The organism is Iodobacter sp. CM08, assembly GCF_033446605.1.
Classification (GTDB): Bacteria; Pseudomonadota; Gammaproteobacteria; order Burkholderiales; family Chitinibacteraceae; genus Iodobacter.
Map to the genome: position 1 here is coordinate 65,431 of NZ_JAWQUO010000019.1, position 23,134 is coordinate 88,564.

Genomic DNA, 23,134 nt, shown 5'->3' on the forward strand with positions numbered 1-23,134 from the left:
GCGTCTACCCCACCAACATCGCCGCATTATTAAAAATATCGATGCAAAACGTCATGAGTTGTCCAACGATCCAATGCCCAGCAAGGGCGATGACGGCGAGGGTGACGAGTAGGCGGGGTAAAAAGCTGAGTGTTTGCTCGTTAATCTGCGTAGCCGCCTGAAACAGGCTGACCAGCACGCCAACAATCAGCCCTGGTAACACTAGCAAAATCACTAGTTTTACCACTACATAAAGGCTTTGGTTGACCAGATCAACCGCGGTATCGGGGGTAATCATTAATAGGCCTGTATGCTGGTGACCAAGGTGTTGACGGTGAGCGACCAGCCATCTACCAGCACAAATAGCAGCAATTTAAGCGGCAATGAAATCACTAGTGGCGACAGCATCATCATCCCCATCGCCATTAAGACGCTGGAGACCACCAGATCGACCACCAGAAAAGGAATAAACAACATACAGCCGATTTGAAACGCAGTTTTTAACTCGCTCAGCACAAAGGCGGCCAGCTTGACGGTAAAGGCGTGATCGCTGGGTTTGGCTACTGGGCCTTCGCCAGCGAGGCGTGATATTTGTGCTAATGCCGATTTATTGGTTTGTGCCAGCATAAATTTAGACATCGGTTTTTCGGCGATTTGCAGTGCGGCCAGCAGGCTGATTTTGTCTTGATCATAGGGCAGCATGGCGGTTTGCCAGACTTCCACCCCCACGGGGCGCATTACTAGCAGCGTTAAAATTAGCGCCATGCCGGTGGTAATCCGGTTGGGCATACCCTGCTGCAAACCCAGCGCTTGGCGCAGCAGCGACAATACAATCACAAAGCGGGTAAAGCAGGTCATCATTAAAACCAGCGTGGGAATCAATCCCAGCAGGGTCATAATAATTAAAACTTGGGTTTTAACCGTTAAATCACCTGTGCTGCTGGCGGATAAAATCTTAAGTGCGTCGTCAGCAAATGCTGGGGCTGCGGCCAGTAGCAGGGCACTTAATCGCCAAAAGAACTTCATGAGGCCAGGGTTTGTAAATCGAGGTGATCTAATTCAACCACACGTAAGCCATAGCTTTCGCCGGTAATCACCACTTCGGCCTTGCCGATGGTGGTGCCGTTTACTTTGATATCTAGCGGCTCACCCGCGAGTTTATTTAGCTCCAGCACTGAGCCGTATTCAATGGCTAATAGCTCAGCCAAGGAGATATCGCTTGCGCCCACTTCTAAAGTCAGCGTAACGGGAATTTTTCTTAAAAATGGGTTGAGGTCGCGCTTAGGCACCGCCACAGGGGCTGCGGCGGCTTCACCCGATTCCATTTCTTGCAATGCGTTTTCTAAATCAAAATCTTCATTCATATTCATGGGATTAATCTGCATCTTCAAATGAGGTCAGGCATAAAGCGCCGTTATTTTCGGCGACGCTGGCGGTAAATAATTTGCTTTTACCGATATAAACATTAGCCCGCGCTTGCAGGCTAATTGGCATGATTTCACCGACTTTTAATTTGAGTACATCGTCTAAAGTCAGGGCTTTTTCTGCCAAGTGCACATGGCATTTTATTTTTAACTGATCAAAAAAAGCGGTTTGGCTTTTGCTATTACTGCGTGGCTTGGCCACTTGCTTTAGCAGTAAATCAAATAATGCATGATTTAGAACTAGGCAAATGTTGCCTAATTGCTGATCGATCTGATCAACAATTTCAATGTCTATTTGCCATACCGCATCAGTGTGCAAAACACTTGGGCTTGGGCTGATTTGGCTTTGATTTAAAAACGCTAAAAAAACGCCAGCTAATTTATTTGCCAAACTACTTTTTAAGCGCAGCTCGGTACTGCTTGGCTCACTGCTTAAATCTTGCTCAGTAATCGCCGTGGGTTTGGCTTTTGCGCCATAGCGGTAATCCAGTGTGCGCAGCAAAAAAGGGCGCGACATCTCTACTGCTAAATGGCCCAGGCTTAAATCTAGCCATTGCACGGGCGTGGCCTTGCTGGCGGATTGGCTGAGTTGGCTTACTCCAAGCATGGCGCGATAGGGGTGGTTGAATTCGCTTTTTAAAAATGTATTGACTTCATTTTTAAGCCGCTCGTTTAGCCCGGCTAAAAGATGCAGGGGGCGGCCTAGCGTGCTGTGATCCAACGTAATACTGTTTTTTTCGTGCAGAGCACGTTTTGCTTTTGCCATGGACGCGCTGCTTTTTTAGAACAAGGAAAGAACGAGGAAGAAAGATGAATTTGGCATTTCGCGCGCATTGTACTTTAGTATTAGAATTTTATGATATGTTCATGTAAGAAATTTGCAGGGTAAAAATTCACACAGCATCATGCCTATGTACTGCTGTTAGAATCCGCGCCCTGTAAGTAGTTTGTAAAAATAGCTGCGTTATTTTCTGGTCAATACTGGATGTTTATATGGTGAATGCAATCGCTTCGGCGTTGAAAACTGAGCAGACAAAGATGCTGGGTGAGATGGCGGCCATCTCTGGCAACAGCCAGTATTCGCCCGCAGAACATAGCCAAGGCAGTGGCGGATTTATTGCGATTATGGCCAATGCAGTCCGTAATGTAGATCAGCAGGAGCAGCAGGCAGCCAGCAAAATGGCCGATGTGGATAGTGGGGCTAGCAATGATCTAGTTGGCGCAATGCTGATGAGCCAAGAGGCGAGCTTGTCGTTTTCGATGATGACTCAGGTACGCAATAAGGTTATGGCTGCGGTCGACGATCTGATGAAGATGCCCTTATAAAGGCTGCAGGGAAATATGTTTGCACAATTAAAAATGGGATTTGATCGATTACGCAATACTGAGCGTAATAGCAATCCTTCATCATTTATAAAAATGGTATTACCAATTATTGCATTCGCCATTGCCATTAGCGTATTGCTGATGGTGTATCTATGGCACGACGATTCCAATTACAAACCGGTATTTGGCAATACAGAAAAGATTGCCGCTGCCGATATGATGGCGGTGCTAGATAGCGAACATATTAAATATCGTCTACATCCACAAAGTGGCCAAGTATTGGTTGAAAACGGCGATTTAGGCAGAGTCAGAATGCTATTGGCCGCTAAAGGCGTGGTGGCTAAATTGCCAATGGGCCTTGAATTGCTGGATAAGAATGATCCGCTAGGCGTGAGCCAATTTGTGCAGGATGTGCGCTTTCGCCGTGGGCTTGAGGGCGAATTAGTGCAGAGCATTATGGCATTAGAGCCAATTGCTAATGCGCGGGTGCATTTATCTATTGCCCGATCTTCTTCATTTGTTGATTCGGGAATTGATAAAAGCTCGGCATCGGTGATTGTTTCTTTAAAGCGTGGCCAGAAATTAAATCAGGAACAAATTGCTGCCATTGTTAATTTAGTGGCTGGCAGCGTATCTAGCCTTAGCCCGCAAAAAGTCACCTTGGTGGACGAGGCGGGCAGTCTTTTATCTGCGCGCCTTGATACGGCGGCCAGTGGTTTTGCAGGCAACGAGAACGACAGCGCCAGCCGCTACCGAGAACAAACCCTTAGCAGCATTCGTGATCTGCTTGATCCGGTGTTAGGTGCAGATAATTTTAAGGTGAGCGTTACCGCCGATGTGGATAACGATCAGGTGGAAGAGACACGCGAGCAGTATGGTGCTGATCCAAAAATTACCAGCGAAGCCACCCGTGACGAGCAAACCAGCGAGAAAAGCGCCATCGGCATTCCAGGCTCTTTAAGTAATCGACCGGTTAATGCTGCGCCAGCCAAGCCTGAAACTGACGCTAATGGCTTTAAAAAGAATGCGATGACCCGCCAGTATGCTTACGATAAAAGTATTACTAGCACAAAAAAAGCCCGTGGCGTGCTACGTCGCTTAAATGTGGCGGTGGTACTTAGCAATGCAGCAGCGCCTTCGGTGAAGGCCGGTTGGACGCCTGCACAAATCGCCAATATTGAAAAAATACTCAGAAATGGTTTAGGCATTGATAGGGAACGTGGCGATCAGTTGATGGTGTCTTCTTTGCCGTTTACACCTCGTCCATATGCAACGCCGTGGTGGCAAGAGCGCAGCACTATTTATGATGCCGCCAGTGTGTTGGGTTATGCCTTAAGCGTATTGCTGGCGTTTTTATTCTTGGTGCGCCCCGCTTTCAAGCTGTTAAAAGAAAGGCTTAATAAGCCCGCCACTCCTTTAGCTTTGACGGCAGCTGCCGAGTTAGATATCACGCCAGCTAGCCCTGCTACTGCCGAGGGCTATACCGCTGCCGTACCGAAAGGCTCGGCGATGCCGGTGGTGCCGCTACTAGAAAACTATGATCTTCCTCCGGCTGGTTCGTCGGTTGACGTGCTGGTCGATCACTTAAAAGAGTTGGCCGCCAAAGAGCCGGAACGCGTTGCCGAAGTGGTTAAACAATGGGTGCAAAAAGATGGACGCAATCAATAATCAGGCTGAAACCGTGCTGACTCCGGTTGAGCAGGCGGCCATTGTTTTATTAAGCATGGGCGAAGAGCCTGCTGCCAATGTGCTGCGCTGCTTGGGCCGTGAAGAATTGCTGGCGGTGACGCAGGTGATGTCGCGCATGAGTGGTATTAAGGTGGATACGGTAAAGGTATCCATCCAGAAATTCTTTGATGAGTATCGTGAGCAAAGTGGTGTGCACGGCGCATCGCGCTCTTTTTTGCAGCGCTCCTTGGATTTGGCCTTGGGCGGCGATATTGCCAATAGCGTGCTGAACAGCATTTATGGCGATGAGATTCGCCCCAAGATGGCGCGTTTGCAATGGGTTTCGCCGCAGTGGCTGGCCGATAGAATTGCCCATGAGCATGTGCGGATGCAAGCCGTCTTTTTAGCTTTCCTACCGCCTAATCTAGCGGGCCAAGTGGTAGAGGCGCTACCCGTAGGCACGCAAGATCATGTGTTGGTGGGGATTGCCCGTTTAAAAGAAGTGGATCGCGAGTTATTAACCGAGCTAGAAGAGCTGGTGAATCGCTGCCTAGATAATCTGCACACCCAAAGCACCGAAGTAGCGGGTATGCAGCAAACCGCCGATATTATTAATCGCTATTCGGGCAATAAGCAGCAAATGATTGAGCTATTGCGTGCCCACGATGCCGATCTGGTGGCTGAAATAGAAAGCCGAATGTACGACTTCTTTATCTTGTCGCGCCAAACCGAAACCGCGCTGATGCGCATTGTGGAAGACGTGCAGCTAGAGCAGTGGGCGATTGCCTTAAAAGGCGCTGAGCCGGAAGTGCGTCAGGCAATTACCCAAACTATGCCACGCCGCCAAGCGCAAAGCTTTGAAGATATGATGCGCCGCTCTGGCCCTGTGCCGCTTAGCCGTGTTGAGGAAGTTCGCAAGGAAATCATGGCCATTGTGCGTGAGCTGGCCAGCAGTGGCGAAATTGATTTACAACTCTTTCCTGAGGCGGTGGTTGAGTGAAATCGGTTCGCCCTCATCGTTTTCCTTCTTTACAGCGGCTGCAGGCGGCCCAAGGTAGCAGCAGCGAAGCCCCACTGTCTGCCGAGGCCTATCAGCAGGGCTGGGATAGCGGCCATGGCGATGGTCATGCTGAGGGTTTAATCAGTGGTCAGGCGGCGGGTTTTAGCGAGGGTCATGCCGCTGGGCTGGCTCAGGGCGAGGCCGAAGCAAGGCTGGCTGCCCTGGCGCGCTTTGATGAAAAAGCTGTCCTGATGGAGCAGCTGCTGCAACAAGTGCAGCGGGCCAGTGATGATTTTCAACTGGCCTTGCGCCAAGAAGTGGTCGATTTGGTGGCCAAGGTGGCCAAGCAGGTGATTCGCTGTGAGCTGACTTTGCAGCCGGTGCAATTGCTGGCCTTGGTCGATGAAACCCTAGCAGCAACGTCGCAAACCAATACCTCGGTTGCCGTACATTTAAATGCCGAAGAATGCCAGCGCGTGATTGAGCTGGCCCCAGAGCGGGCTGCTCGCTGGCAGTTGGTCGCCGATCCAAATCTAGCGCCAGGCGAATGCCGAATTCGTAGTGCAGAAATGGAAGCCGATGCTGGCTGCATGCAAAGGTTAGATCTTTGCATGGATCAGCTTAGCGGGCAGCTGGTGGGTGAGATGGCCAAGGTTGCACCATGAGCTTGATTGGCGATGCTTTGCGCCGTTTAGATTTAAACGACGTACCTGTCGCCACTATGACCGGGCGCTTAATTGGCGTGACTGGCATTTTATTAGAAAGCGTAGGTTGCCCCTTAGAAACCGGCCAGCGTTGCCTGATTGAAACCTCATCAGGGGAATGGATTCAGGCGCAGATGGTGGGCTTTCGCCGCGAAGTTTCTTTTCTTATGCCGTTTAAAAAGCCAGTTGGCTTGCAGACCGGAGCCAGAGTTCAAGCCGCGCCACAGGCTAGCTCGTTAATGATTGGCGAATCTTGGCTGGGCCGAATTGTAAATGGTCTTGGCGAGCCGATGGACGATCTTGGCCCGCTGGGTGGCGATAAGCCACTGGCCGCCGCACCTCCCAAAATTAATCCCCTACGTAAACAGCCGGTGCTCGAGCCGCTGGATATTGGCGTGCGTGCCATCAATGGCCTGCTCTCCTTAGGTAAAGGCCAGCGGGTTGGTTTATTTGCCGGCAGTGGCGTGGGTAAAAGCGTATTGCTGGGGATGATTACCCGCAATACCTCGGCGGATATTGTAGTGGTTGGCCTCATTGGCGAGCGTGGCCGCGAAGTGCGTGAGTTTGTCGATCACTCGCTTGGCCCAGAGGGCTTGGCAAAAGCCGTGCTGGTGGTGGCCCCAGCCGATGAGTCGCCGCTGATGCGCTTAAATGCTACTGAGCTTTGCCACAGCATTGCTGCCCATTATCGTGATCAGGGCCATCGGGTTTTGCTGCTGGTAGATTCGCTCACCCGCTACGCTATGGCGCAGCGCGAAGTGGCTTTGGCTCTGGGTGAGCCACCTGCTACCCGTGGTTATCCGCCATCGGTATTTGGGCTGTTGCCTAATCTGGCCGAAAGCGCAGGTAATGGTGAAAACCCGCAGGGCAGTATGACGGCAATTTATACCGTGCTGGCCGAAGGCGATGATCAGCAAGACCCCGTGGTGGATACCGCCAGAGCCATTTTAGACGGCCATATTGTGTTATCGCGCCAGTTGGCCGAGCGCGGGCATTTCCCTGCCATTGATATCGCCCAATCGGTTAGCCGCTGTATGAGCCAGATTAGTAGCAGCGAGCATAACGCCGTGTCACGGCAGATTAAGGCGCTGCTATCGCGCTACCGCGAAGTGCGCGATCTGATTCCCTTAGGTGCTTATGTGCCGGGCATTGATGCAGAAACCGATAGAGCGGTGCGCTTATTTCCGCGTATCGAAGCCTATTTACAGCAGGGCGTGCATGAGGCCGCGCCGCTGGCCGATTCACTGGCCGATTTACAGGCGCTATTGCAATGAGTACGCCTCAAGCCGTGCAGCGTTTAGAGCTGATGCTGCGTTTACGCCAAAGCGCTGTGGATCAGCAGGAAACCGTAGTGCGCAATAAACACCAGCTGACGCAGCGCTATCAAAAAAACATCAGCCGCATGGAAGCGCTCTGCCAGCACTTGGGCGCAAGCGCCGTGCCGCATCCCGCTTTGGCCATTAATGCGGGTGCGTTTAAACAGTCGCTGCTTAATTTAATCACCCTGCAAAAGCAAGACTTAGCCTTGGGCGATGCCGATTTGGCGGTGGCACGTAAAGATTTATTAGCGGCGGTATCGCGCCGTGAAGTGATGGATAAATTAGGCGAGCAAGAGCGTATGGCCTTGCAAAAACTGCGTGACCGAGCTTTGCAAAAGCAGTCAGATGAAACGGCTACGCAGGCTTATTTGCGCAGAAAAGTGGGTATTGATGTTATGTCGTAATGGGGAAGAACTTATTTAAGTTTGTGCTCGTCGCGCCGGTGTTTTTGTATCCCCTGAGACAAGCCGAGCGAGGAATAAACGGGGCGGCGAATTCGTCAATTCGTGTTTGAGCGAAGCGAGTTGAATTGACGCCGACTCGCTTATCCGCAGCGAGGGAACCCCGCGAAGCGGGGCGCAGACGTTGGGGCGGCCTTCTTTGGCTTCCTTTCTTGGCCGCGCAAGAAAGGAAGGCCCAAGCGGGGGCTCCCGCACCAAAATGAGATGTGCCGAAGGCACTGAAAAGATAAGAATAGGGATGTAAAACAACTTGGTGTAATTATTTACATTTTTAAATGCGAAGGCTTTGGTCGCCTTGTTTAATTAGAATCCTCTAATTTGCTTTTACGGAAAAAACGCCATGGCAGAAATTAATCCCCAGCAACTGGCCAGCCAAGTTGCCAGCTATGCAGTACAGCAGGCGCAAAGCCGTAATGACACGCGGACCAAAGATAATAAGGCGCGTTCTGATGCCTTGGTTCAGCTGCAAAAAACGCTACAAGATTTTAAAACCACGCTGGGTGGTTTAAGTGGCAAGAAGTCGGTGTTGGCCCATGCTGCGGCTTTGAGTCAGGAAGGGATTGCTACGGTAGCGGCCGGTGCTAAGGCGCAGGATGGCAATTACTCGCTGTTTGTCAAACAGGTGGCTACGGCAGAGCAGCAGGCCTTTGCTCGCCTTGATGGCATGAGCGTGGCCGCTGGCGATAAGCTCAATATCAAAGTGGGTGCGGCGACCATTGTCATTGATTTAGCCAGCGCAGATAAAGACGCCGACGGTAAGTTATCGCTGACCGAACTGGCGCGCAGCATTAATCAATCTAAAGACAGCTCAAGCAAAGTGAGTGCCATGGTGCTGACGGCCAATGGCCAGTCGCAATTGGTGCTGACCTCCAGCCAAACTGGCGAAGCTAATACTTTGCAAGTGAGCGGCAGTGGTGCAGGGGTTGAGGCGGCTTTGGCACTTGAAGCGCCTAAGGTTTTATCTAAGGCACAAGATGCCTTGGTGTATTTAGGTGACGAAAACACCGGTGTGCCAATCAAGCAGGCATCGAATACCTTTACCGGTATCGAAGGGGTAACGGTTAATTTAAGCCGTGCGATGAAAAGCGGCGATTCCGCATTAAAGCTCACCGTCAGCACCAGCAATAACGATACTGCGGCCAATTTGCAGACCTTTATCGATGGCTTTAATGCGGCGAAAAAATCCTTAACCGCCATGCTGGCCAATGCTAAAAACGATAAAAATGACAGTGGCAAACGGGACGCAGGTGGTGCATTTGCCTCTGATTCGGGTATTCGCGCGCTGCGGGATAAATTAAACGGCTTGGTCAGGCAAAGCTTTGATGGCGTGCGCCTGATGGACTTTGGCGTAAAAACCGATCGCGACGGCAATCTATCGCTTGATCGTACCAAGCTTGATAAAGCGCTGATCGAAAACCCAGCGGGGCTAGAGAAGCTTTTTAACGCCAGCACGGGTACCGATCTGATTAAAGAAAATAACGATTACCTCGGCAAATGGCTAAACGCCAGCAATGGCCTGTTAAAAGCGCGCAAGGAATCGGTATCTAAAGTAGGCATTGATCTGGCTGCCGCGAGCAATAAGATTTCTCAGCAGTACGATCAGGCTTATCAGCGTGCATTAAAGCAATTTACTCAGCTAAAGCAGCTGCAGGCGCAAATGGGTGAGACATCCAATATGTTTAACAATATGTAATTGATTGGTGGGATGGGTGAAAAGCGTGCCTTACGCATCGAGGCCAACCCATCGATAGAAGGTATCTTTCGTATGGCTGGTTTCACCTCAGTCCTATTAACTTAACTATTTATCATGGCGCTACCGCATAAATATTGAATCATCGTAGGGCGGGTGCAACCCGCGTATTTGCCAGCATCGCTCGCGGGTTGCACCCGCCCTACGAATGATTGCTTAAATTGGTAGGATTGGGTTCAGCCGCTATACGCCATATATATACAGAGTACAGGAGCTTAGATTTTGGATTACGAAGCTTATAGCAGTTATCACTCGGTGAATTTGGAAGCGCAGACTTCTAATGCATCGCCAGTGCAATTGGTTTTGGTTTTATTTGATGGCCTTTTGGAAGAGCTCGCTCGTGCCAAAGCACATATGGAACACAAGCGTTTCGAGCAAAAAGGCGAGAGCATTAATAAATGCATCGATATCTTAAATGGTTTATCGAGCGCGCTAGATTTTGATCAAGGCGGTGAAGTGGTCACCAATTTGGCGCGTTTATACGATTTTTGCGTCTACCGGCTTTATAGCGCCAGCAGCCAGTTGGATATCGAAGCCGTGGTAGAAGTTGAGCAATTATTAGCCACCTTGCGTGGTGGTTGGCTGGGTGTGCGTGATGCCAAGGCTTAAAGTAATTTGCAGCAAAATAAGCCAGATGCAGGGCGCATTGGCAGCGCAAGATTGGGATCAACTGCTGCTGCTGGATCAACAGTTTTCCGCTTTATTGGCTGGACAAGTTTGGGATCAGCAGGAGCAGCTTGCCCTGCAAGAAGTGCGGGATGCATACGCCACCATGCAGGAAGCCTGCCGCCTAGCGACTAAAGAATTGGCGGATAAATTGGCGCAGTTTGCCGTGCAGCGCGATGCCAGCCTTGCTTATGCGGCGCAGACACTATGAATCTGCTCGCAACTATGCCGGTTGCTCCGGCAGAATTAAGCCCAGTGCCCATCTCGATTCCTGTGCTTGATCCTAGTTTGTTGGCTATGTCTTTTAGCGCTGAAATGCAGGACTGCGCAGCGCCTGTTGAGGGCGAAGCAGCGGTGTCTACAGAGGCAGCAGAGCCACCATCGCTAGCGACTGCAGATACGTCGCTCTTTAGCATGCCCGCGTTTTTCGCGCCGATTATTCCTCAGCGGCCTCAGCCATCCGCATCCGTGCCTGTCGCTGAGTTGGGGCTCGCTGAGCAGATATCCGTGGCTCCCACAGCGCCAGCGCTTATTGCTGCTTCGCTGATGAGTCAGCCACGCCAAGATGCTGATGCGCCGGTACTAAAGAATGATGCTGTGGCAGCGATCGCCAATGATGCACCAGATCAGCCTATTGCTATGCGCCCTTTTGAATTAAATACGCTGGCAGCCAGCAGCGCGCCAGAAGCCAAGCCATCTGAATGGGCACCGATTAAGCTGGAGCCCACTCAGCCTGCTACTTGGTCACGCCAGTTAGAAACGGCACTAAAAGATCGCCTTGATGTGCAGCTTGGGCATGGCATTGAGCGTGCGGTGATTAAATTATCCCCGCCTATGCTGGGCTCATTAGAAATCAGCATTAAGCATGAGGCGGGCGCTTTATCGGTGCAATTGCACGCCAGCAATAGCGATGTCACTAAGCAGCTTCATGCAATGACCGAGCAGATGCGCACTGATTTAAGCCAAAAGGAATACAGCAGCGTGGCCGTTGAGGTGAGAGATTCATCTACAAATGGCTCGCCAAATAAAAAACATCAGCAGCAGCCGGATGAGGTTGGTAAAGCTTTAGCAGAATTAAACGAAGAAGCGAGTGAGTTTGGCTCCATTCTGGCGCGCATTTAATCGATCTGGAAACCACCATGTCTAAGAATATTATTTTTATTGTTTTAGGTTTATTAGTTGCTGCTGGAGTGGGCGGTGGGGCGGCTTATTACTTTAAGCAAGATAGCGCCCCTAAAGTAGTTAAGCATGAGCCAATTGAATATAAATTTGCCACGGTGGATAAGATTATTGTCATGCTGCGTAATGACGATGGCAGCTCTTTATCTACGCATTATATTGCGGTGGATTTGGTGTTTAGAACCAGTAAGGAGAAAGAGGCTGAAATTAAAAACCATCTTCCTTTTTTAAAGAGTACCGCCGTAAAGGTTTTATCGCATCTTAATCTCACTATAGCCAATAAAATGACCATAGAAGATTATCACAGTTTATTAAATAAAGAATTTGCGACTGCCTATATTGGCGGAGGTTCAGAAAAGCCATTTTCTGATGTGATGGTTAGTAAATTGATTGTTGAGTAAATTGTGGATCTTGCCGACGCATACATTCATTTGGATAGCACCTTAGATGCTAAACAAGAAGCGGCTTTACTTGCGGAATATACGCCTTTGCTGAATCGGGTGCTTAGGCAGCTTTCTTCCCAAGTGGGTGCTGTTTTAGATCGTGAAGATATGGAGCAAATTGGCCTGATGGCCTTGCTCGATTCCTTGCGGCGCTATGGCACGCCCGATGATAAATTTATTGGCTTTGCATTATTGCGTATGCGCGGTGCAATTTTAGATGAATTAAGGCGATTAGATTGGCGGCCCAGATCGGTAAGGCAAAGCGCGCACCGCATTCGGGATGAGATTAGAGCCTTAAGAAAAAAACTAGGCAAAGAGCCTACTGAGGCCGATGCGGTACAAGGCTTAAGTATTAGCGCTCAGGAATACCGTGAGTATCAAATGGCAGAAAATGCCGAAGTATTATCGAGCTTTGATGATTTATTAGCGGGCGGTGCACATGAATCAGGCGGGGCAGAATCGCCGGAAAATGCGGTGATTAATCGGCTGAGCCTAGCACGTGCTTTATTAAACCTAGATGAAAAAGAGCAGCGCGTTATCCAAATGTATTACGAGTTTGAATTAAATTTAAAAGAAATTGCTTTGGTGCTGGATTTAACAGAAGCGCGGGTTTGCCAAATTAATAAATCGGCAATTAAGAAAATGAAAATCGCCCTTGGCGGGGCTTAATTAGAGTTGGAATAAAGCATGCAGCTGTTGTTAGGTATTGGCATCGTAATGATGTGTGTGTTTGGTGGGTTTTTTATGATTGGTGGTACTTTCCACTTAATCTGGCAACCGGTTGAGCTGTTAATCATTATTGGCGCTGGCTTTGGTGCCTTGGTATTGGGCAATCCTAAACATGTACTGGCAGAAATGTTGGGGCAAATTCGCCGTGTGGTGATGGGCAAGAAGCAGGGGCCAGATTTTCAGCGCCAATTATTATTACTCATGTACGAGCTATTAATTACTGCGGGCCAAGGGCTAAAAGCACTCGATCAGCACGTTGAATCGCCAAGAGAAAGCGCCTTATTTCAGCGTTACCCGCTGGTGTTGGAGCAGCCTAAATTACTGGCCTTTATTGTGGATAACTTCCGCCTAATGGCGATGGGAAAAATCAATGCGCATGAATTAGAAGGCGTGCTAGAGCAAGAGTTAGAAGCCATTCACGAAGAGCTGAATCAGCCTTCTAAATCGCTGCATAAAATCTCTGAAGGGATGCCAGGCTTTGGGATTTTGGCCGCGGTGCTAGGGATTGTGATGACCATGCACACCATTAGTGAAGGCGCTGAAGTGGCCGAAATTAGCGAGCGCGTGGGCGCTGCAATGGTGGGGACATTTATTGGGATTTTCCTCTGCTACGGCGTGTTGGATCCGCTGTGCAATATGATGCATCAGCAGGTAAAAGAAGAATTATCCAATCTGGAATGTGTAAAGGTGGTGCTGGTAACGCATGTATCGGGCAAACCGCCTTTGCTGGCGATTGATGCTGGGCGTCGTTTGGTGCAGCTCAATATTAAACCTAGTTTTTCTCAGCTGGAAATGTGGATCAACACGCTAGAGGGAACGGCGTGAGCAATAAGAATAATAAACACGAAGAAACAATTATCCGCCGCGTTTCTCGCAAGCAAAGTTCTGAAGCGCACGGTGGAGCATGGAAAGTGGCCTTTGCGGATTTCGTATTGGCGCTGATGTGTTTGTTTCTGGTGTTATGGGTTCTTTCAGCCCGCGATAAAGAAAATATTGAGCGGGTTTTGCGCAACGGTGCGGGCCGCTCTTTAGCCAGCAATGGTAACCGTGAGCTAATCGATCATCAGGGCAACCCCAAGGGAAGTTTAATCCCGCGCGAGCCGGTGCCGGGTAGCAATCAATCTGGCTCGATTCAGACCACGCCAGGGCAGGGCGGCGGGGCGCAGGTCTCTTTGCAATACTCAGATAATGCCTCACCTAAAAAACATTACGACACGCCGCGTGATATGCAGGAGCTGGCGCAAACCTTTGTTCAGCTATTTAAAGAGGCTGGACTTTCAGACAATATCCAAACCATTATCACGCCCTATGGCCTGCGCATCATGCTGCACGACACCGATAAACAAGGCATGTTTGAGCGTGGCAGCCAAGTACCAAGTGAGCGCTTTCGCCGTCTACTGCTCAAAATGGGCGCAATCTTCTCTCACATCGATCACCAGCTTTTGGTGATTGGGCATACCGATTCAATGCAATATAAGAATGCCAATTACGCCGCGTTTTCTAATTGGAGCTTATCTAGCAACCGCGCCATGGCTGCCAGAGTCGGGCTATTAGAAGGCGGCATGCCGGTAGAGAATATCCTGCAAGTGGTCGGCATGGCCGATCGTGCGCCTTATGACGCTCAAAACCCGCAAGCAGCATCTAATCGCCGCATAGAGCTATTGGTGCTGACACAAGAGCAAGCCCAAGAAATGGCTGCCATGTTTGGCATGCCCAATGGCGGTAAAAATGAGATCAGCGTGGATAAATTGAACGCAAGCCTAGCAAAGTAGGGGCACGGCAAGCCGTGCCATCTCCGAAGGTATTTTGGATTTAAGATTGACGCTAGCTGCCACACAGGCTATAGTGCGCCTCTCTCTGTCGCGGGGTGGAGCAGTTGGCAGCTCGTCGGGCTCATAACCCGAAGGTCACAGGTTCGAGTCCTGTCCCCGCAACCAAGAATACTAAGCCCCTGATCTGTGATCAGGGGCTTTTCAATTTCCGCTCGCTTTTAGCCTAGGTTATACTTGCACCAATCTTATTAATACAAAGATAGTGATGCAAGTATTAATCCTCGCCTTCCTCTTATTTAGTTTCTCTGCCCATGCGGCAACCAAACCCTGCCGCGTTGATGGCTTTGCTACCGAGGTTCAATGCGGGCAAATTGAACGTCCGCTCAATCCCGCTGATCCTTCTGGCAAAAAAATTCAGATTCACTATATGGTTTTGCAGGCGCAAGACCGTAATAAGCTCGCCGATCCGGTGTTTATGTTGGCGGGTGGCCCAGGCCAAAGCGCGATTAATGTCGCTAGTTGGGCGGAAGGGCCGCTCAATAAATTGCAGCGCCGCCGTGATTTAGTGTTTGTAGATCAGCGCGGCACAGGCCGCTCCGCACCGCTGGAGTGCCCAGAAACACAGGATTTAAGTAAGATTGCCGATGCTGAATGGGGCATTGCCGCGCTTAAAAGCTGCAAGGCTCAGCTGCAAAAACTTCCCTATGGCGATCTGCGTTTTTTTACCACGGCCATTGCCGTGCAGGATTTAGAAGCGGTGCGTAAAAGCGAGGGTTATCCAGCGATTAATCTGCTGGGCGTTTCTTATGGCACCCGCGTGGGGCTGGAGTATTTGCGCCAGTATCCGCAAACCGCAAGGCGAGTGGTACTCGATGGCGTGGTGCCGCCGGATTACGCCTTATCGGGTAGCGATTTACAAAAAGCACTCGACAGCTTGTTCGGCGATTGCAGCCACGATACCGCTTGCCAAAAAGCCTACCCCCTGCTCGCGCAAAGTTGGCGAGAGTTGCTGGCCAGCCTGCCCAAAGCCACCGTTTTAAAGCACCCTCGTTTAAATACTGAGGCCAGCGTAAGCATGAGCCGCGATACCGTATTGGGTATGGTGTCGGCGGTATTGTATTCGCCGCTTAATAGCTCGGGCCTGCCGTTTGCCATTACCGAGGCGAAGGCAGGGCGCTTTAACCCGCTCTTGGCCTTGAGCGGAATGACGGCACTGCCCAACCCGGGCAATATTGCGGTGGGCATGCATTATTCGGTGTGGTGTGCCGAAGAAGCGGCGCGCCTGCCGCTAATTATAGAGAAGGACGATTTTGGCCGTTTCAGGACAGAAGCTTATCGAAAAATTTGTGCCGATTGGCCACGCGGTGAGGTTCCGGCGGTTTTTTATACCCTTCCTAAAAGCCCCCAGCCGGTACTGTTATTAAGTGGTGGGCTTGATCCGGTTACCCCGCCCGCCCACGCGGCCCACGTTGCCCAAGCCTTGGGGGCAAAGGCAAGGCAAGTGGTGCTGGGCAAATCCGGCCACGGCATGCTGATGCAAAGCTGCGTGGACGATCTGGTTTATCGCTTTATCAATAGTGAAGACCCGCAAAAAGTAGAGCTAAGCTGCGTCAAACCCATCCCGAGGCCCGTGGTGTGGGTCTTGCCTAAGAGCTAATTAAATCCAATTGAAAAACCTAAATCTTGAACCATGGAGGACACAGAGAACACAGAGTTACAAGGAGAAAAGCAATTCAATGTTTTCTCCGTGTTCTCCTTAACTCCGTGTTTCAAGATTTGGGTTTCTAAAGGAATGATTCAATGTTTGAAATAGCGCCATGATTATTGTTGAGCAATTATCTAAGCAATTTGTTCGCCAATCCGCATGGCCGCGCCGTGCTAAAGACGTGGTGCAGGCGGTAAAAGACATTCACTTTAGCGCGGCAGATGGCGCGGTGACTGGGCTTTTAGGCGCGAATGGCGCAGGCAAGACGACTACTTTGCGCATGATTGCCGCGCTGCTACCTAGCGACTCCGGCCAGATTCTAGTCGATGGTGTAGCCGTTGAAGCGGGTAAGCAGATTACCCAAGCAAGGATGGGCGTGTTGTCCGATGCGCGAGGCCTGTATCCACGGCTGAGCGCCCGCGAAAACATTGCTTATTACGGCGTACTGCACGGCATGACTAGGGATGAGGCCAATGAGCGCGCCACTGCACTGGCCGATGCACTGGATATGCGAGCCCTAATGGAGCGGCGCTGCGAGGGCTTTAGCCAGGGCGAAAAAATGAAAACGGCGCTAGCAAGGGCGCTGGTGCACGATCCGCAAAATATCATTCTGGACGAGCCCACCAATGGCCTCGACGTACTTGCCACCCGAGCGCTGCGTGAGTTTTTGGCTTGGTTAAAGTCTCCAGCAGGCGGCAGCAAATGTATCTTGTTTTCTACTCATATTATGCAAGAAGTAGAGCGGCTTTGTGATCATGTGGTGATTGTGGCTGGTGGCCAAACTGTTGCTCAGGGCACGGTAGCCGAGCTATTAGATCAGGCAGCAGAAAGCAATTTTGAAGACGCCTTTGTGAAGCTGGCCTTTGCTTGAAAACTTTAGAACCTTAGGCCTGTAGACACAGAGAAAAACGAATGAGAGATGAGGTTAATCCTGTCAACTTAAGCGAAACGTTCTTTGTAGGGCGGGTGCAACCCGCGAGCCGTGCTGAAAAGAACGCGGGTTGCACCCGCCCTACGATGATTCAATGTTTGTCGTATCGTCGCTTGGTTTACGCGATAAATCGCTGACTGAGGTAACCCGCACGCGCAGGCCGAAAACAAAGCTGCTTAGTGCTTTTGGTTTTCTCAGTGTGCTCTGTGTTCTTATTTAGTTTTGTGTCTACAGATCTTTTTGACCTTGTTTGATATATACAATCAATCGGATATCGCATGATGATTTGGGAAATTTTCAAAAAAGAATGGGTCGATTCTTTAAGAGATAAGCGCACCATGCTGGTGGTGATTTTGTCTTCTTTAATGGGCATGCCATTTTTTTTATTTATTAGCTCTGAAGCGTATTCCAGAATGGATGAGCAAAATGAAAAGCGCTTTATTCGCGTGTTAGGGGCCGAATACGCACCAGAGCTGGTGAATTATATTCAGCGCCAAGGCTTTGAAATTAAACCTGCCGCCACAGATTACGCCCAAAAATTGCATAGCAAGGAATATACCGAGCCTGTGCTATCTGTATCTAAAGATTTTGCTAGCCAATTTGCCCAAGGCATGGCACCAAAGGTAGAAATCATTACTGATTTAGCCAATAAAGATTCCCAATTGGGCGTGCGGCCAGTTAAATTATTATTGCAGGGCTTTATGCAAGAAAGGGCGGGATTAAATCTAGCCTTACGCGGCATTTCGGCTGAAGTGCTGGCGGTATTAAAAGTAGAAGAGCGCCATCTAAGCCGCGCACAAAATCAGCAGAATGCTGGCTTAAAAGAAATGCTGCCCTTTATGTTTATTATGACGCTGCTGGGTGTGGGAATGTATGCCGCCATTGATACCTCGGCAGGCGAGCGCGAACGCGGCTCATTAGAGCCATTAATGATGAATCCGGTATCGAGCTGGCATTTTGCTCTGGGCAAATGGGCGGCGGTGGGCACGCTCACGGTATTGGTATTGTTTTTTAATGTAATGAGTATTTTTCCCTCATTACTGCTGATAAAAAACGAAGTATTAAAAATAGCTTTTCAGTTTTCATTTAAAGACGCATTCATCTTTATGGCCGTACTCTGCCCTTTAGCGCTGGCCATCTCCGCCCTGCAAATCGCCGTGGCCATCAATGGTAAAAGCCACAAGGAAGCGCAGGCCAGAAACTCCATGCTCATGCTACTCGCCCCGCTTACTTTAGTTGTTGGCATGTTTAAACAGGGTGCAGACCCAGCATGGTTTGCCTGGACGCCTCTCTTGGCGCAAAACCAGCTGATCGTCAAAATCCTCAACGGCGAAGCCCTTCGCCTTGCAGAAATCTTTACGCCCGTGCTGGTTTGCATGCTCATTACCCTAGCCAGCCTTGCCTATACGGCGAATAAAATGCGGCGAGTGGTGATGCATTAGGAGGGCAGTTGCACTGCCTCCTTAAAAAGAACTCCTTTGTATTGATATCAGCGTAGCAAGTGATCCGCAGATCAAAATTACTCCACCTAGGTTCTGGCTCCATCCTGCTAGCGTTAAGCCACTGCCAATTAGGATGTAATACAGCAGCCCCAAGAGTGCTCCTGCTGTGCCGGTTCGGTCTTGATAAGCATGTAGTGCTGAGCTAAGAATGTTTGGAATGGCGATTCCAAATCCTGTTACTGCTAAGAGCATAGGCAAGACAAATAGGGCGCTGTGTTGTAATAGCAAGACCCCGATGCCGCCTAAGATTGTTAGCATAGATGCCAAGAGCACCAACTGATGTGAACGAGCGCCACGCTTGAGTAAATGCTTATTTAACATTGACCCAGCACCCGCACCCATGGCCAAGATTAGCCCCGTATAGCCAAATAAGCGCGTACTGAGGCCAAGTTGCTCAAACATAAATGGCGCTAAGCTGTAATAAGCAAACAGGCAGATATTGAATGAAGCTACTAAGAATGCAACTTGCCAAATTTGCAGATCTTTAAGCATGATCTTTGCTGTGGCTAGGAGTGGAGCAGCGGCAGCTTCTTTCGTCTGTTTTGTCTCTGGTAAAGCTAGAAAAGCCCAGATAAGCAATACCAGCGCTAAAAATAATAAGCCGGTAAATACGCCTTGGTATCCAAAATGGCTACTGAGCAGTGAGCCGCTATACATCCCAATAGCAGGGCTAATTGCCAATGCAAGGCCCATTAATGAAAACACATGGGCAAGTTGCTTACCTTTAAAAAGATCCCTAAGCATGGTTTGTGTCACCACAGATCCCACTGCCGCGCCAAAGGCGGCCAGCATCCTCGCTAATAAAATAGCGTTAAAATTGCTTACGCAAAGCGCGATTAAAGAGGCGATGGCATAAATCAGCAGGCCCATCATCATCGTAGGGCGTCTGCCATAGATATCACACATCCTTCCCCAAACAACCACACCTACAGCAAATGCTAAAAAATAGAGTGAGAGTGTTTGCGCCGCCAGCTCAGGGCTCACGGCAAAATGGTGGCTGATATCCGATAAGGCTGGGCTATAGATGGTTTCTGCAATTTGCGGAAACATCATCAGCAGGGTGGCGAGTATTAAACTAAATGTACGAGCCATTTTTTTATTCCTTATTCTTAAACTTGCTGCGATTTTATAAAAAACATAAACGGCACATTACAATAATAAGAACAATAAATATCTAAAATCGGACAAATATGGCGTACTTGCACGCGAATGATCAATTTAATCCCGACGAGCTTGGGGCTGGCATGGTGGGGATTGCTTCTTTGCTGGGCAATCATGATTCGGGCCTACATCAGCATCAGATGGGGCAATTATTGTTTGCTAAGAAGGGCTGTATTCGTATCTCTTTAGATGGCTTACTTTGCTTATTGCCATCATCGAGGGCGGCGTGGATACCGCCGGGGATAAAGCACCGGGCAGAAATGCGGCAGGTTGTGGATTACCGCTCACTCTATTTTGATCTTGGCCAGTTCCCTGCCTTGCCGAGCAAAGTGCAGGTGATTGAGGTTAACCCGTTATTAAGAGCCGTACTAGAGCGGCTGGCTATGGCGGATTTTGATACAGACTGGCAGCAGGCACGGCATGCCAATTTGCTTTCGCTATGTATTGAAGAGATCAATCAGGCTAAGCAAGAGCCTTTATTGCTGGTTTTTCCGCTAGATCAGCGCGTATCTTGTTTGCAGGAAAACTTAGAACAATTGCCTTTAGCGCTTCATTTATTCGCGCAGCAAATTGCGGCCAGTGAAAAAACCATAAGCCGCATATTTCAACGCGAAACAGGGATGAGTTATCAAGAATGGCGGCAGCAATGGCGCTTATTACGTGCCGTAGAAATGCTGGCAGAAAATGGAAAATTATCAGAGACCGCCAGCGCCTTGGGTTTTGCGAGTGATAGTGCGTTTATTGCCTTTTTTAAAAGCCGCACCGGCAAGACCCCAAGGGCTTATTTTAGCTAATTGCACTGGCCAACTGAGCGACTGCTGGCCCCTTGCCAACTTACACCAACTCAACCACCTCGCTAAGTGGCCGACGGGGTTTCTGAGGCCTTTTCTCTGCTCCTGCATAGCCTGCGGTGACTAAGATAACCGGTATTTCGTTGGCTTTAAGCGCAAATGCCTCCATCATGGCGGGTGTATCGAAGCCACCTATTGTTCCGGTTGATAAGCCCATACCTTCAGCGGCCAGAATTAAGGTCATGGCGGCGAGCGACGCTGAGCGTATGGCTTCGTCACGCTGTAATTGTGGGTTGTCTGCATAGGCGCTATTCGCTGCGCTAACCCAGCTATCGACGATTTGCTGCGGTAAAGCCCCTGTATCGAGTGATGGACGAAGCACCGCTGCTAATTGCTGATGCGGCATTAAGCTGCCGCAAATAATAAAGGTAACTGCCGCGTCTTCTACTTGGTTTTGCCCAAAGGCAATGTCTTTTAAGCGTGTCTTGGCCTCGCTGGAGCGCACGGCGATCAGCTTCCAATTTTGAAAATGATAGGCCGACGGAGCAAGGGTGGCTAAACGCATTAGCTCGGTAATTTGGCTATCTGTCAGTGGCTTGCTGGCATCGTAGTGGCTGGTGGAGCTGCGATTTTCGATAAGGTCGCTGAGATTCATGATGAGGCCTTTTGAGTAGGAATTGAAATTGAATGGGTGTGTTTACTGGCAGAAATACTGCTCCACTGCACCGCCAGTACACTGGCCAGCACGGTGATCAGCCCAGCCAGAGCGGTGGGGGTCATGCTCTGGCCCAATAGCAGCCAGCCAAGCACAACGGCGGTGAGCGGGCTGAGTAGGCCAAGGGAAGAAACCGCTACCGCAGGCAGCCGTGTGGTGCCTCGAAACCACAGCAGATAAGCCAGCAGCGCACCGATGAGCGATAGATAGCCGTAGCCCAGTATCTGTGTGCCGGTGAGGACTGGCAGAGGCGGATCGGCCAGCAGGGCCACAGGCAGCAACATGATTCCGCCAAGCAATAATTGCCAGCCGGTAAAGGCGATTAAGGGCAGCTCAGATTGCCAGCGGCGGGCTAGATAAGTTCCCGTGGCCATGCAGAGCGCACCTGCAAATGCAGCAGTTAGGCCAATTGCATCCCACACGGCACCCGGCGCGAGTAGCAGGGCCGCCATCCCAGAAATACCCGCCACGCTGGCCCACATAGCCAGTGTCGAGGGCTGACGGCGATCAGCCAACCAGACCAAACCCATAACGATTAATGGCTGAGTTGCACCCAGCACGGCAGCCAAGCCACCGGGTAGGCGATAAGCCGCAATAAAGAGCAAAGCCTGAAAAGCGCCAATATTGAGTGCAGATAGCAGCAGCAAACGTCCCCAAGCGCTCCTTTTGGGTAGAGCACGGCAGCAAAGCAATAAAAGCAGGCCAGCGGGCAGGGTGCGTAATAAGGCTGCGGTAAACGGGCGGTCTGGCGGCAAAATCTGCGTGGTGACGATATAAGTTGAGCCCCAAATAGCAGGGGCAAGGGCGGTACTCAGGGTATCTAGCCAGGGGATGGAGGGCTTGCTCATGTCGATTCCTTCAAGGGAGCCTCGAAAAGCCAGTCTTTCGTCATAATACTGCGTTGCGCATTAAAAAAATCTCCTTACATATCAACACATATGCAGCGTCAGTTTTTTTAAAACGTGCCTTGTCTTATTTAGAAATACAGGTTTTTCGAGGCCCCCATTGTTCAAGATGAGACCCGCAGCGGTTTATATGGCAAACTGCGGTTCTGGCAATATGTCTTGAATTGAAGATAACATATATCTTGAATTCAAGACAATTAATCTTGATATCAAGATATATGGAGTTGTAAATGAGCACAAAGCAAGCTGCTGATGCGGTCGATGTCATCCTTGGTCAATGGCATCAAGAACGCCCCGATCTGGATGTCAGCCCCATGGGGCCGATCGGGCGGATTAGGCGCTGTGCGCTGCTGCTGCAACGCAAAATGGACGTGGTTTTTACTGAGTATGGAATGAGCAACTGGGAGTTTGATGTACTGGCCACACTTCGCCGCTCAGGCCCGCCTTACTGCCTAGCCCCAACGGCCTTATTTTCATCGCTGATGATTAGCTCTGGCACGATGACACACCGCTTAAAAGGCCTAGAAGCCAGCGGCTGGATAGAGCGTATCCCCAGCAGCAGCGACGCCCGCAGTATGCTGGTGCAGCTAAGCGATGCAGGCTTTGCACTCATCGATCAAGCCGTCACCGCCCATGTCGCCAACGAGCACGCCATGCTCGCCGCCATCACGCCAGAAGCTTTGCTGGAGTTAGATGCCAGAATGGCAGAATTGTTGGGGGCGCTGGAGGGAAATGCCGAGGGGCGTTAGTGCTTTGAAACCTTGCCGGATGGATAGCAGAGTGAACATTGCTTTGTGCTTAGCCCTGTAGGGCGCTAATAAGTCTGGGTGTTTTTCCAGACGCATTACGCCGTATGAAGCACAACGGTGCAATGCGCTGCGCTTATTGGCACCCTTGTATCTTGTTCCCTGTGGTGGTTAGCTACTACCACACGAGGTGAAGTGAGCTTGATAGCGCCCTTAAGGCATCGACCTTGTTTTGTAGATAAAGCCCTTCACCTCACT

The 23,134-nt window shown here is 50.1% G+C and carries 26 protein-coding genes and 1 tRNA gene; 20 read left to right on the forward strand and 7 right to left on the reverse strand.

Annotated features, from left to right (window positions below; translation table 11 throughout):
* Positions 1–4: 4 nt before the first annotated feature.
* The 4 genes from R6242_RS12575 to R6242_RS12590 are packed head-to-tail and all read right to left on the reverse strand — an operon-like array spanning position 5 to position 2,169.
* Positions 5–277, reverse strand: coding sequence for a flagellar biosynthetic protein FliQ (locus tag R6242_RS12575; RefSeq protein ID WP_412100094.1), 273 nt, complete (start codon positions 275–277; stop codon positions 5–7).
* Positions 277–1,005, reverse strand: a complete 729-nt coding sequence (gene fliP / locus R6242_RS12580) for a flagellar type III secretion system pore protein FliP (RefSeq protein ID WP_318427312.1) — start codon at positions 1,003–1,005, stop codon at positions 277–279. The genes R6242_RS12575 and fliP overlap by 1 nt, the downstream gene beginning before the upstream one ends.
* Complete coding sequence (fliN, locus tag R6242_RS12585) at positions 1,002–1,349, reverse strand: flagellar motor switch protein FliN (protein WP_293932834.1); 348 nt, start codon at positions 1,347–1,349, stop codon at positions 1,002–1,004. The genes fliP and fliN overlap by 4 nt, the downstream gene beginning before the upstream one ends.
* Before the next feature lie 4 nt (positions 1,350–1,353).
* Complete coding sequence (locus tag R6242_RS12590) at positions 1,354–2,169, reverse strand: FliM/FliN family flagellar motor switch protein (protein ID WP_318427315.1); 816 nt, start codon at positions 2,167–2,169, stop codon at positions 1,354–1,356.
* A gap of 227 nt (positions 2,170–2,396) precedes the next feature.
* On the opposite strand from R6242_RS12590, the gene R6242_RS12595 reads away from it, so the two are divergent.
* The 18 genes from R6242_RS12595 to R6242_RS12680 all read left to right on the forward strand — a co-directional run bounded on the left by R6242_RS12595 (position 2,397) and on the right by R6242_RS12680 (position 18,498).
* On the forward strand, positions 2,397–2,729 hold the full coding sequence (locus R6242_RS12595; protein ID WP_318427318.1) for a flagellar hook-basal body complex protein FliE: 333 nt from the start codon (positions 2,397–2,399) through the stop codon (positions 2,727–2,729).
* A gap of 15 nt (positions 2,730–2,744) precedes the next feature.
* Entirely contained in the window at positions 2,745–4,397 is a 1,653-nt protein-coding gene (gene fliF / locus R6242_RS12600) for a flagellar basal-body MS-ring/collar protein FliF (RefSeq protein ID WP_318427320.1), read from the forward strand.
* On the forward strand, positions 4,381–5,397 hold the full coding sequence (locus R6242_RS12605) for a flagellar motor switch protein FliG (protein ID WP_318427322.1): 1,017 nt from the start codon (positions 4,381–4,383) through the stop codon (positions 5,395–5,397). The genes fliF and R6242_RS12605 overlap by 17 nt, the downstream gene beginning before the upstream one ends.
* Positions 5,394–6,062 (forward strand): flagellar assembly protein FliH, encoded by a 669-nt coding sequence (fliH, locus tag R6242_RS12610; RefSeq protein ID WP_318427325.1) that lies wholly within the window; start codon positions 5,394–5,396, stop codon positions 6,060–6,062. The genes R6242_RS12605 and fliH overlap by 4 nt, the downstream gene beginning before the upstream one ends.
* Positions 6,059–7,375, forward strand: coding sequence for a flagellar protein export ATPase FliI (gene fliI / locus R6242_RS12615; RefSeq protein WP_318427327.1), 1,317 nt, complete (start codon positions 6,059–6,061; stop codon positions 7,373–7,375). Before fliH ends, fliI begins: the two co-directional genes overlap by 4 nt.
* Positions 7,372–7,824, forward strand: coding sequence for a flagellar FliJ family protein (locus R6242_RS12620; RefSeq protein ID WP_318427329.1), 453 nt, complete (start codon positions 7,372–7,374; stop codon positions 7,822–7,824). The genes fliI and R6242_RS12620 overlap by 4 nt, the downstream gene beginning before the upstream one ends.
* A gap of 397 nt (positions 7,825–8,221) precedes the next feature.
* Positions 8,222–9,574, forward strand: coding sequence for a flagellar filament capping protein FliD (fliD, locus tag R6242_RS12625; protein WP_318427332.1), 1,353 nt, complete (start codon positions 8,222–8,224; stop codon positions 9,572–9,574).
* Between the two features lie 279 nt (positions 9,575–9,853).
* Positions 9,854–10,240, forward strand: coding sequence for a flagellar export chaperone FliS (gene fliS / locus R6242_RS12630; RefSeq protein ID WP_318427334.1), 387 nt, complete (start codon positions 9,854–9,856; stop codon positions 10,238–10,240).
* The gene (locus R6242_RS12635; protein ID WP_318427336.1) at positions 10,227–10,508 is read left to right on the forward strand and encodes a hypothetical protein; all 282 of its coding nucleotides are present in this window, start codon (positions 10,227–10,229) and stop codon (positions 10,506–10,508) included. Before fliS ends, R6242_RS12635 begins: the two co-directional genes overlap by 14 nt.
* Positions 10,505–11,419, forward strand: a complete 915-nt coding sequence (locus R6242_RS12640; RefSeq protein ID WP_318427338.1) for a flagellar hook-length control protein FliK — start codon at positions 10,505–10,507, stop codon at positions 11,417–11,419. The genes R6242_RS12635 and R6242_RS12640 overlap by 4 nt, the downstream gene beginning before the upstream one ends.
* A 17-nt stretch (positions 11,420–11,436) precedes the next feature.
* Positions 11,437–11,877, forward strand: coding sequence for a flagellar basal body-associated protein FliL (locus R6242_RS12645; RefSeq protein ID WP_293936590.1), 441 nt, complete (start codon positions 11,437–11,439; stop codon positions 11,875–11,877).
* 3 nt (positions 11,878–11,880) lie between these two features.
* Positions 11,881–12,588, forward strand: a complete 708-nt coding sequence (gene fliA, locus R6242_RS12650; RefSeq protein ID WP_293936588.1) for an RNA polymerase sigma factor FliA — start codon at positions 11,881–11,883, stop codon at positions 12,586–12,588.
* Positions 12,589–12,606: 18 nt separating this feature from the next.
* Positions 12,607–13,473 carry a flagellar motor stator protein MotA gene (gene motA / locus R6242_RS12655; protein WP_293936586.1) on the forward strand — a complete coding sequence of 289 codons (867 nt, stop codon included), beginning with the start codon at positions 12,607–12,609 and terminating at the stop codon, positions 13,471–13,473.
* On the forward strand, positions 13,470–14,420 hold the full coding sequence (locus R6242_RS12660; protein WP_318427339.1) for a flagellar motor protein MotB: 951 nt from the start codon (positions 13,470–13,472) through the stop codon (positions 14,418–14,420). The genes motA and R6242_RS12660 overlap by 4 nt, the downstream gene beginning before the upstream one ends.
* An 89-nt stretch (positions 14,421–14,509) precedes the next feature.
* A tRNA-Met gene (locus tag R6242_RS12665) sits at positions 14,510–14,585 on the forward strand.
* A gap of 100 nt (positions 14,586–14,685) precedes the next feature.
* Positions 14,686–16,077 carry an alpha/beta hydrolase gene (locus tag R6242_RS12670; RefSeq protein WP_318427341.1) on the forward strand — a complete coding sequence of 464 codons (1,392 nt, stop codon included), beginning with the start codon at positions 14,686–14,688 and terminating at the stop codon, positions 16,075–16,077.
* A 160-nt stretch (positions 16,078–16,237) separates the two neighbouring features.
* Positions 16,238–16,996, forward strand: a complete 759-nt coding sequence (locus R6242_RS12675; RefSeq protein ID WP_318427343.1) for an ATP-binding cassette domain-containing protein — start codon at positions 16,238–16,240, stop codon at positions 16,994–16,996.
* Positions 16,997–17,334: 338 nt separating this feature from the next.
* On the forward strand, positions 17,335–18,498 hold the full coding sequence (locus R6242_RS12680; protein ID WP_318427346.1) for an ABC transporter permease: 1,164 nt from the start codon (positions 17,335–17,337) through the stop codon (positions 18,496–18,498).
* Positions 18,499–18,519: 21 nt separating this feature from the next.
* Here R6242_RS12680 and R6242_RS12685 read toward each other — a convergent pair whose 3' ends face one another.
* On the reverse strand, positions 18,520–19,650 hold the full coding sequence (locus R6242_RS12685) for a Bcr/CflA family efflux MFS transporter (RefSeq protein WP_318427348.1): 1,131 nt from the start codon (positions 19,648–19,650) through the stop codon (positions 18,520–18,522).
* Positions 19,651–19,748: 98 nt separating this feature from the next.
* Here R6242_RS12685 and R6242_RS12690 point away from each other — a divergent pair, with 98 nt between their 5' ends.
* On the forward strand, positions 19,749–20,513 hold the full coding sequence (locus R6242_RS12690) for a helix-turn-helix transcriptional regulator (protein WP_318427350.1): 765 nt from the start codon (positions 19,749–19,751) through the stop codon (positions 20,511–20,513).
* Between the two features lie 40 nt (positions 20,514–20,553).
* Here the strand turns inward: R6242_RS12690 and R6242_RS12695 are convergent, their stop codons facing one another.
* Together R6242_RS12695 and R6242_RS12700 are read right to left on the reverse strand one after the other, a co-directional pair.
* On the reverse strand, positions 20,554–21,165 hold the full coding sequence (locus R6242_RS12695; RefSeq protein ID WP_318427352.1) for a nitroreductase family protein: 612 nt from the start codon (positions 21,163–21,165) through the stop codon (positions 20,554–20,556).
* The gene (locus tag R6242_RS12700) at positions 21,162–22,073 is read right to left on the reverse strand and encodes an EamA family transporter (protein ID WP_318427354.1); all 912 of its coding nucleotides are present in this window, start codon (positions 22,071–22,073) and stop codon (positions 21,162–21,164) included. Before R6242_RS12700 ends, R6242_RS12695 begins: the two co-directional genes overlap by 4 nt.
* Positions 22,074–22,360: 287 nt before the next feature.
* Between R6242_RS12700 and R6242_RS12705 the strand changes: the two genes are divergently transcribed.
* The gene (locus tag R6242_RS12705; RefSeq protein WP_318427356.1) at positions 22,361–22,879 is read left to right on the forward strand and encodes a MarR family transcriptional regulator; all 519 of its coding nucleotides are present in this window, start codon (positions 22,361–22,363) and stop codon (positions 22,877–22,879) included.
* The last annotated feature ends 255 nt before the right edge of the window (positions 22,880–23,134 follow it).